Origin of the sequence: Nocardia sp. NPDC051832 (genome assembly GCF_040681285.1) — a bacterium.
Classification (GTDB): domain Bacteria; phylum Actinomycetota; class Actinomycetes; order Mycobacteriales; family Mycobacteriaceae; genus Nocardia.
The window spans coordinates 1,761,692-1,768,382 of sequence record NZ_JBFAYL010000001.1; the positions used below are offsets into that span (position 1 = coordinate 1,761,692).

The following is a 6,691-nucleotide window of genomic DNA, read 5'->3' on the forward strand; positions in this document are numbered from 1 at the left end:
GATCCGGGTGCGCGAAAATGAACAGGTGACCACCGACAATGCCCGGCCCACTCCGCCCGTGACCAGCGCATCGATCATCGTGCTGACGCTCGCGCGCAAGGTGGAGAACGAGCTGTCGGCCGCGCTCGCGCCGCTGGATCTGACCATCGCCCGGCTCGGCTTGCTCGGGCATATCTCCAGCCTGCCGGGCGTGTCGTTCAGTGAGCTGGCGCGGATGTCGGGCACGAGTGTGCAGAGTGTGCACAACGGCGTGAAGGCGCTGGTGAGCGCCGAGCTGGTGCAGGATCTCACCGCGCGCGCCGGGTCGGCGTCGACGATCGAACTGACCGCGAAGGGCAAACGGTTGCTGGCCGAAGCCCGGACAGCGGTGTCCACGGTGGACTCCCAGCTGTTCGGGCCGGAGTCGGACCCGATTCTGCGGCAGGTCGGCGCCGCCATCCTCGCCGTGTTCGCCGAGATGTGAGGGCGCTGCCCTACCGGCACTGGTGATTCCGGACACATCCTTCAATGTGATTGAAGCTTGCGCTAGGCTTCAACCACATTGAAGGATGAAGGGAGTTCCCCGGTGGAGCATGTGTTGCTGTCGATCCACGTGGTGGCCGGCATCGTGTTCGTGGGCGGGTCCGCCGTCGCGACCAGCTTGTTCCCGCGCTACGCGCCCGTCCTCGCCGCACCGGCCGAATCCGACCGCAGCCTCGGCGTCGCCCGGGCCATGCACCGGATCACCGGCGGCTACGCCAAGATCGGCCTGATCGTGCCGCTCATCGGCATCGTCCTGGCCGCCGTCCAGGGGCGCATGGGCGAAATCTGGATCACCATCGCCATGATCCTCACCGCGGTGGCCGGCGGCCTCGTCGCCGTGCAGATCTATCCCTTGCAGCGCACCGCGCTCGCCGTGCCAGACGACGGCCGTCAACTGCGCACCCTGTCCATGCTCGCCGGCATCTACAACCTGTTGTGGACGGCCGTCGTGGTCCTGATGATCGTCCGGCCCGGCTCCACGGCCTGATCCGAATTCGCAGAGGAGACAACGCATGTCCACCGCAATCGAAACCCTCGCGCTCCCGTCGACGCCGCTCGCGGACAAGGCGCACCGCCTGATCGTCGAGGCGCAGGAACCGATCCTGGCCAATCACAGCATCCGCGGTTTCCTGTTCGCCCGGGCCTACGCAGCCGCCCGGGGGCTCCAGCCGGACCAGGACTACAACGAGGAGAACCTCTTCCTCATCTGCGCCCTGCACGACATCGGCCTGACCGAATCCGCCAACGGCGACCAGCAATTCGAACTCGACGGCGCCGATTTCGCGGCCCGCTTCCTCGAGGACAACGGCGTCACCGACGAGCGCGTCGACCTCATCTGGGACGGCATCGCCGTACACACCAACAACTTCACGGCCTCGCCGGTCTATCGCCGACGCCGCCCCGCCGAAATCTGGATCGCCGCCGAGGGGATCGGCATCGATGTCGGCGGCAGCCCCGGCGACCTCCCGCCCGGCTTCGCGGACCTGGTGCACCGCGCCTACCCGCGCCTCGGCGGCACTCCCGCCCTCACCCGCATAGTCGAACTCCAAGCCCTCGCCAACCCCCTGAAGGCCCCGCCCTGCACCCTCGCGGGCGAGCTTGTGCACCAACGCCATCCAGAGCTCCCCTACGCCACACTCGAGATGCTCTTCGAGCACAACAGCTGGGACAACTCGGCCGGGCGTGACTGATTGCCGCTATTCGGCTCGGAGCACGTCGACGGCTTCCAGCCGGCTCGCGTGGTACAGCGGGTAGGCCGCCGCCGCCCCCACCAGGATCGCCACTCCGGCCAGGCTGATCAGTAGTGGTTGCGGAAGCACGCCCCAGTCCAGTTGGAAGCCGTAGAAGACGGGAGAAGCCAAGGCCTGCAAGTAGATCAGGCCCAGGCCCCCGAGCACTGCCGCGGCAGCGGTGAGGACGGCCAGTAGTCCCGCCTGGATCAGGATGGCGGCCTGTTCGGTACGGGTGGTTACGCCGATGGCGCGCAGCACCGCGCGCTCGCGGCGGCGTTGGATCAGCCCGAGCACGAAGATGTTCAGGACGCTGATGCCCGCGGTGATCATCACTACGAAGCCGGTGACGGTGAAGGGTTCGAAGAACCGGGTGATGGCAGCCGCCGCGGCGCGGGCCCATTCCTGGTTGTCGTACACCGAGAGTCCGGCCTCCAGCGCGAGGAACTCGGCGCGGTGTGCGGTGGCCTCCTCCGGGGAGGCGTAGCGAACCACTACCTGGTCGCGAATCGCGTGCCAGTCCTGGACTGCCAAGGCCTCGGAGACCAGGACGATGTCGCCGAGGGTGGAGTCGTTGACGACCTGCGGGACGAAGGTGCCCGCCACGCGATACCGCTTGTGGCCCTGCGGGGTCGGCAGTTCGACGGTGGAGCCGGCGGTCGCGTTCAGGCGGCCCGCGGCGATCGTGCTGAGGGCGACTTCGCCGGCGGACAGGCCGCGCCACAGCGCTTCCGGGTTCGTCGTGGGCGCCGCCAGCGCGTTGGCGTACCAGCCGCCCGGCGAGATGCCCAGGACCATCCGAGGTTCGGTCTTCGAGGGCAGGAAAGCCTGTCGGCGGGAGGCGATCTCGCGACCTGCCGCGGCCTGCGCGATCAGGTCGTAGGTCTGGTCCGCGAGCTGACCTTGACGCTGGTCGAGAATGGCCTGCGGGGCGATGACGAGCGCGTCGGGCAGGCGTGACGCCTTCTGTGCCGCAACCTGATCCGCCGCGAGCAGCTGCACGCTGGCGGAGCCGATGGCCAGGCCCGCCCCCACGGTCAGGACCGCGACCGTGGTCGCGAACAGGACCGAGTAGCGGCGCAGATCGGCGCTCGCGAGGCGGCCGACGCCGGCCCGACGCCGGGCCAGTAACCCGAGCAGCCGAGCGGCCACGGGCGGGGTGAGCCACACGGTGACGGCCGCCAGACCGGCCAGGCCGAGGAACAGCGCGGTACTGCCGGTGTCCAGGGAAACCTTGCCCTTGTTGAACTCTCGCATCAACAGCAGCGCCCCGGCCAGCATGGCGATGCCGAGCAGCACGGTCCACCGCGAGACCGAGCGGGTGCGGCGGACCACGCCGAAGCTGGCCATCGAGGCGAGCGGGCCTTCCCGGACCAGCCGCCAGGCCGGGCCGGCGATCGCCAGCATCCCGCAGAGTATGCCCGCGCCCAGGCCGTATCCGATCAGCATCGGATCCCAGTGCGCGGAGATCACCGCACCGGAGCCGTCGAGCATCGAGCGGCCGAACCGGTCGACGAGTACGCCGCCGAGCAGGAAACCCAGTGGTACGGCCAGGATTCCGCCGACCGCGCCGAGCACCGCGCCTTCGCCCAGGAATCCGAGCAGCATGGTGCGTGGCGCCGCGCCGATCGCGCCGATGGTGCCCATGACGGAGCGGCGGTCCTCGATGCCGAGCAGGATGGTGTTGATGGCGATGAGAATGCCGACGATGATGCCGCTGAGCGCGGTGAGGTCGAGGGTCTGCTGGCCGGTGGCGTAGATGACGGGGATCTGCGGGCGGGGCGGGCCGATCTGGCCGACATCGCCGATGATGTCCCGCACTGCCGCATCGAGTTTCGCGCCGGGCTTCGGCACGACGAAGGCGGCGGTCACGAAACCCGGCGCGCCCAACAGCTTCGCGGCATCGTCCGGGGTGGGCGCGAACAGGAGCTGGCCGTTGTTGATGCCGGAGACTCGGTCGAACTCGGGGAAGGTCCAGCCGAGGTGGGTGGAGCCCGCGGGCTGGCCCGGGATGCGGACTTCCTGACCGAGTTTCAGGCCGAGCCGGTCCGCGATCGCGGCGGGGATCTCGAACGGCATGCCGGGGCCGTCGGCGGGTTTCTCGGTGCGGGCGCGTTCTTCGCAGTTGAACGAGCCGACCAGCAGTTCGATGGTGCAGGGCGCACCCATGACGAAGAACCCGTGCCGATTCCCGCCGATCTCCAGGGGCGCGAGACCGGCGACGAACGGCACCACCGCTTCGGCGTCGGGCAGTTCCTTGCTCAGCCGATCCACCACCGAATTCGGCAGCCGCCCAGCGACTTCCGGCGTCACCTGGATGACCTGGTCGCCCGCCGCGGTGGTCAGCGCCGGGCCGAACGAATCGAACGGCCGCGCCACCTCCGTGCGCAGCATCATCATGCCGAGCACCAGGGTGACGCCGATCGTCACGCCGAGCACGCTGGAAACCGTGCGCCGCCAGTCGAAGACGAGCGCCTTCAGGTGGACACGATGAAACCGGGTGATACTGCCCCGAGCTAGCAAGCTCACTGCCCTTCCCGCACAGTTTCCTGTACTCGTCCGTCGACCAAGGTGATGTGCCGCGAACCGAATTCGACGACCGAGGGGTCGTGGGTGACCATGATGACCGCCGCGTCCTGTTCCGCCGCGAGCTCACGCAGCAGCGCGAGCACCTCGGCAGAGGAGTGACTGTCGAGATTGCCGGTCGGCTCGTCGGCCAGCAGCAGCGCGGGTTCGGCGGCCATCGCCCGCGCCACCGAGACCCGTTGCATCTGACCTCCGGACAACTCCGCGGGCCGGTGCTCGGCCCGGCTTCCGAGCCCCACCCGGGTCAGCAGCTTGCGCGCCCGCTCGTCGGCCAGCCGCGCCGGAACACCGTCGAGAACCAATGGCAGCGAGACATTTTCGACAGCCGTCAGCATCGGCACCAGGTTGAAGAACTGGAACACGAAACCGAGGTTGCGTCGCCGGAACGCCGAGCGCGCGTTGCCTTTCATCGCCCAGATGTCGTCGCCGCGGAACCGGACCCGGCCCGCGTCCGGTGCGTCCAGCCCGCCGCCCACATGCAGCAGCGTCGACTTGCCCGACCCCGACGGTCCGGTGACGACCACGAATTCTCCAGCGTCGACCGTGCAGTCGAACTCGCGCAGCGCGTGGATCCGTTCTCCACCGCGCTCATAGGTTTTCGTGACGCCGGACAATTCCAGCAGCGCCGGCATCAGGCCGCCCGGCGGGTGCGCAGCAGCAGCTGGTGGCCGTTGTGCACGGTCTCGACGGTTTCCAGCCCGGCCTTGGTGAGCAACTGCTCCACGTCGGCGCGGGTGAAGTTGGAGGTGATGGTGCCGGTGCCGACCGCGCGTTCGATGAGCCGGTCCTTCCAGCCGACGCCGGGGCTGGTCAGCACCGACAGCGACAGTTCGCCGTCGTCGGCGAGCAGGGTGGCGAGGTGGTTCAGCACCGCGAGCGGATCCGGGAACACGTGCAGCGCGCCGTAGCAGCCCAGCTGCCGTACCGACCCGGGTTCGATGCCGAGGGTGGTGGCGTCGGCCACCAGCGACACCACGGTGTCCTGCTTGCGGAAGCGCTTGGCCGCCTTGCGCAGCATGTCCGGGGACAGGTCCACGAACAGGATCGGCGGCAGTTGCTTGACCTTCGCGGCCCCGAGGGCGAACTTCGTCAGGCTGCCGTCACCGACGCCGACCTCGACGAAGGCGGTGTCCCGGCGCAGCGCGGTGCGCACCTGTTCGCCGCAGAACCGGCCCAGGACGCGCAGGTTGCCGCGCCATACGATCCAGAACAGCAGGGTCGCGACAATCGGATAGGCCTTGGAATAGATCCGGTAGGCGAAACGGATGGTGTCCTTGCGGTCGGCCTCGGCGGGCGGCGCGGCGGGCGCGTCACCGTAGAGGCGCAGGCCCCTGTCCAGCACCGGGACGGAGACCGCGCCCGACGGGGTGACCAGGGCGCCGTCGGGCCCTTCGGTCAGCGGTTCCCGGGTGGCGGGATCGACCAGTGGGGGCAGGGCGGTAAGGGTAGACACGGGTGCCTTGACTCCAATTCCGTAGTAGTCGTTGACCATTCGCTCGTAGAGCCCGGCCGGGGTGAACCGGCGGGCGAGATGGGACCGGCGCACGTCCTGGCCGACCCGGTAGACGCCGCGTACCTTGCGCGCGGACAGGATTCCGGCGACGGCTTGCGCCACCGTTTCGGGGGCTTGGCCCTCGTTGAGGTAGTCGTCCAGTCGCTGGTCGACTTCAGCTGCGGCGCTGCGGTATTCGGTGATCCGGTCGCTGGTCTGCTTGGCGGCGGCGAAGATCGGGGTCGTCGTCCAGCCCGGCATGAGAGTGGTGATCTGCACGCCGGACCCGGAAGTCTCGGCGCGCAGCGCCTCCCCCAGTTTCTCGACCGCCGCCTTGCTCGCCGAATACCAGCCGCCGAACGGCATCGCGGTGATGGCCGCGCCGGAGCTGACCAGTACGACCCGGCCGTTGCCCTGAGCGCGAAGAACCGGCAGCACGGCGCGCACGACACGGGCGGTACCGAGCACGTTGGTGTTCAGAATCGCGGCGGCTTCAGCGGATCCGGTCTCCTCGACAGCGCCCTTGATCGCGTATCCGGCGAAAGTGATGACCGCACAGATGTTTTCGTGTCGATCTCGGACCTCGGCGATCCACCGCCGCACAGCCTCGTCATCGCCGACGTCGACAACACTGATCGGGAAGCCCGCATCGTCCGGAGCCGCAAGATCGGCCCCCTCCACCGCATAACCCCGCTCGCTCAGGAACCGTGCGGTCGCCCGCCCCATCCCCGATGCGGCCCCGGTAATCAGGACCACCCCTGCTTGCCTGCTCATCTCACTCCTCCGCTCGGTGCGGCATCCACGGCCACGCCTCTGCCCGGTACGCCATTAACGCTCACTCCCCTGCTCGGTTCGCCACGCA

The 6,691-nt window shown here is 68.9% G+C and carries 6 protein-coding genes; 3 read left to right on the forward strand and 3 right to left on the reverse strand.

The window, feature by feature from the left end:
- Positions 1–25: 25 nt before the first annotated feature.
- From AB0M14_RS07905 to AB0M14_RS07915, 3 genes are all read left to right on the forward strand, one after another.
- Positions 26–463 (forward strand): MarR family winged helix-turn-helix transcriptional regulator, encoded by a 438-nt coding sequence (locus AB0M14_RS07905; RefSeq protein WP_364990191.1) that lies wholly within the window; start codon positions 26–28, stop codon positions 461–463.
- 102 nt (positions 464–565) lie between these two features.
- A complete protein-coding gene (locus AB0M14_RS07910) occupies positions 566–1,009 on the forward strand; it encodes a hypothetical protein (RefSeq protein WP_364990194.1) in 444 nt (147 codons plus the stop codon).
- Between the two features lie 25 nt (positions 1,010–1,034).
- Positions 1,035–1,712 carry an HD domain-containing protein gene (locus AB0M14_RS07915; RefSeq protein WP_364990196.1) on the forward strand — a complete coding sequence of 226 codons (678 nt, stop codon included), beginning with the start codon at positions 1,035–1,037 and terminating at the stop codon, positions 1,710–1,712.
- Between the two features lie 6 nt (positions 1,713–1,718).
- Here the strand turns inward: AB0M14_RS07915 and AB0M14_RS07920 are convergent, their stop codons facing one another.
- The 3 genes from AB0M14_RS07920 to AB0M14_RS07930 are packed head-to-tail and all read right to left on the reverse strand — an operon-like array spanning position 1,719 to position 6,603.
- The gene (locus AB0M14_RS07920) at positions 1,719–4,280 is read right to left on the reverse strand and encodes an ABC transporter permease (protein WP_364990198.1); all 2,562 of its coding nucleotides are present in this window, start codon (positions 4,278–4,280) and stop codon (positions 1,719–1,721) included.
- A complete protein-coding gene (locus AB0M14_RS07925; RefSeq protein ID WP_364990201.1) occupies positions 4,277–4,969 on the reverse strand; it encodes an ABC transporter ATP-binding protein in 693 nt (230 codons plus the stop codon). Before AB0M14_RS07925 ends, AB0M14_RS07920 begins: the two co-directional genes overlap by 4 nt.
- Positions 4,969–6,603: an SDR family NAD(P)-dependent oxidoreductase gene (locus tag AB0M14_RS07930; RefSeq protein ID WP_364990208.1), complete on the reverse strand. Its 1,635-nt coding sequence runs from the start codon at positions 6,601–6,603 to the stop codon at positions 4,969–4,971. Before AB0M14_RS07930 ends, AB0M14_RS07925 begins: the two co-directional genes overlap by 1 nt.
- Positions 6,604–6,691 lie beyond the last annotated feature (88 nt).

What these genes read in the sequence shown, in the direction of transcription:
- AB0M14_RS07915 (WP_364990196.1), top strand. Translation starts at nt 1,035, where the DNA reads ATGTCCACCGCAATCGAAACCCTCGCGCTCCCGTCGACGCCGCTCGCG.
- AB0M14_RS07925 (WP_364990201.1), bottom strand. Translation starts at nt 4,969, where the DNA reads ATGCCGGCGCTGCTGGAATTGTCCGGCGTCACGAAAACCTATGAGCGC.
- AB0M14_RS07930 (WP_364990208.1), bottom strand. Translation starts at nt 6,603, where the DNA reads ATGAGCAGGCAAGCAGGGGTGGTCCTGATTACCGGGGCCGCATCGGGG.